Consider the following 224-nt stretch of genomic DNA (forward strand, 5'->3'; position numbering starts at 1 on the left):
CAGCGCTGGCCCGCGCTGTCGAACGCGGACGCGAGCACGTCGCCCACCACCTGTTCCACCAGCGCGGACGAATCGACGATCAGCGCGTTCTGCCCGCCGGTCTCGGCGATCAGCGGGATCGGGTGGCGCGCCGCGCCCTGCCGCCCGGCGAGCGCGCGCTGCAGGGTGCGCGCCACCTCGATGGAGCCGGTGAACAGCACGCCCTGCACGCGCGCGTCGGCGAC

1 protein-coding gene is annotated in these 224 nt (G+C 75.4%); it reads right to left on the reverse strand.

The genetic code is table 11. The features are described 5' to 3' along the window. Positions 1-224 (reverse strand): aldehyde dehydrogenase family protein (locus tag VTU_RS24995; RefSeq protein ID WP_010099608.1); only part of this gene is annotated, 224 nt, incomplete at both ends.

Origin of the sequence: Verminephrobacter aporrectodeae subsp. tuberculatae At4, from assembly GCF_000193225.1 — a bacterium.
Taxonomy (GTDB): Bacteria; Pseudomonadota; Gammaproteobacteria; order Burkholderiales; family Burkholderiaceae_C; genus Acidovorax; species Acidovorax aporrectodeae.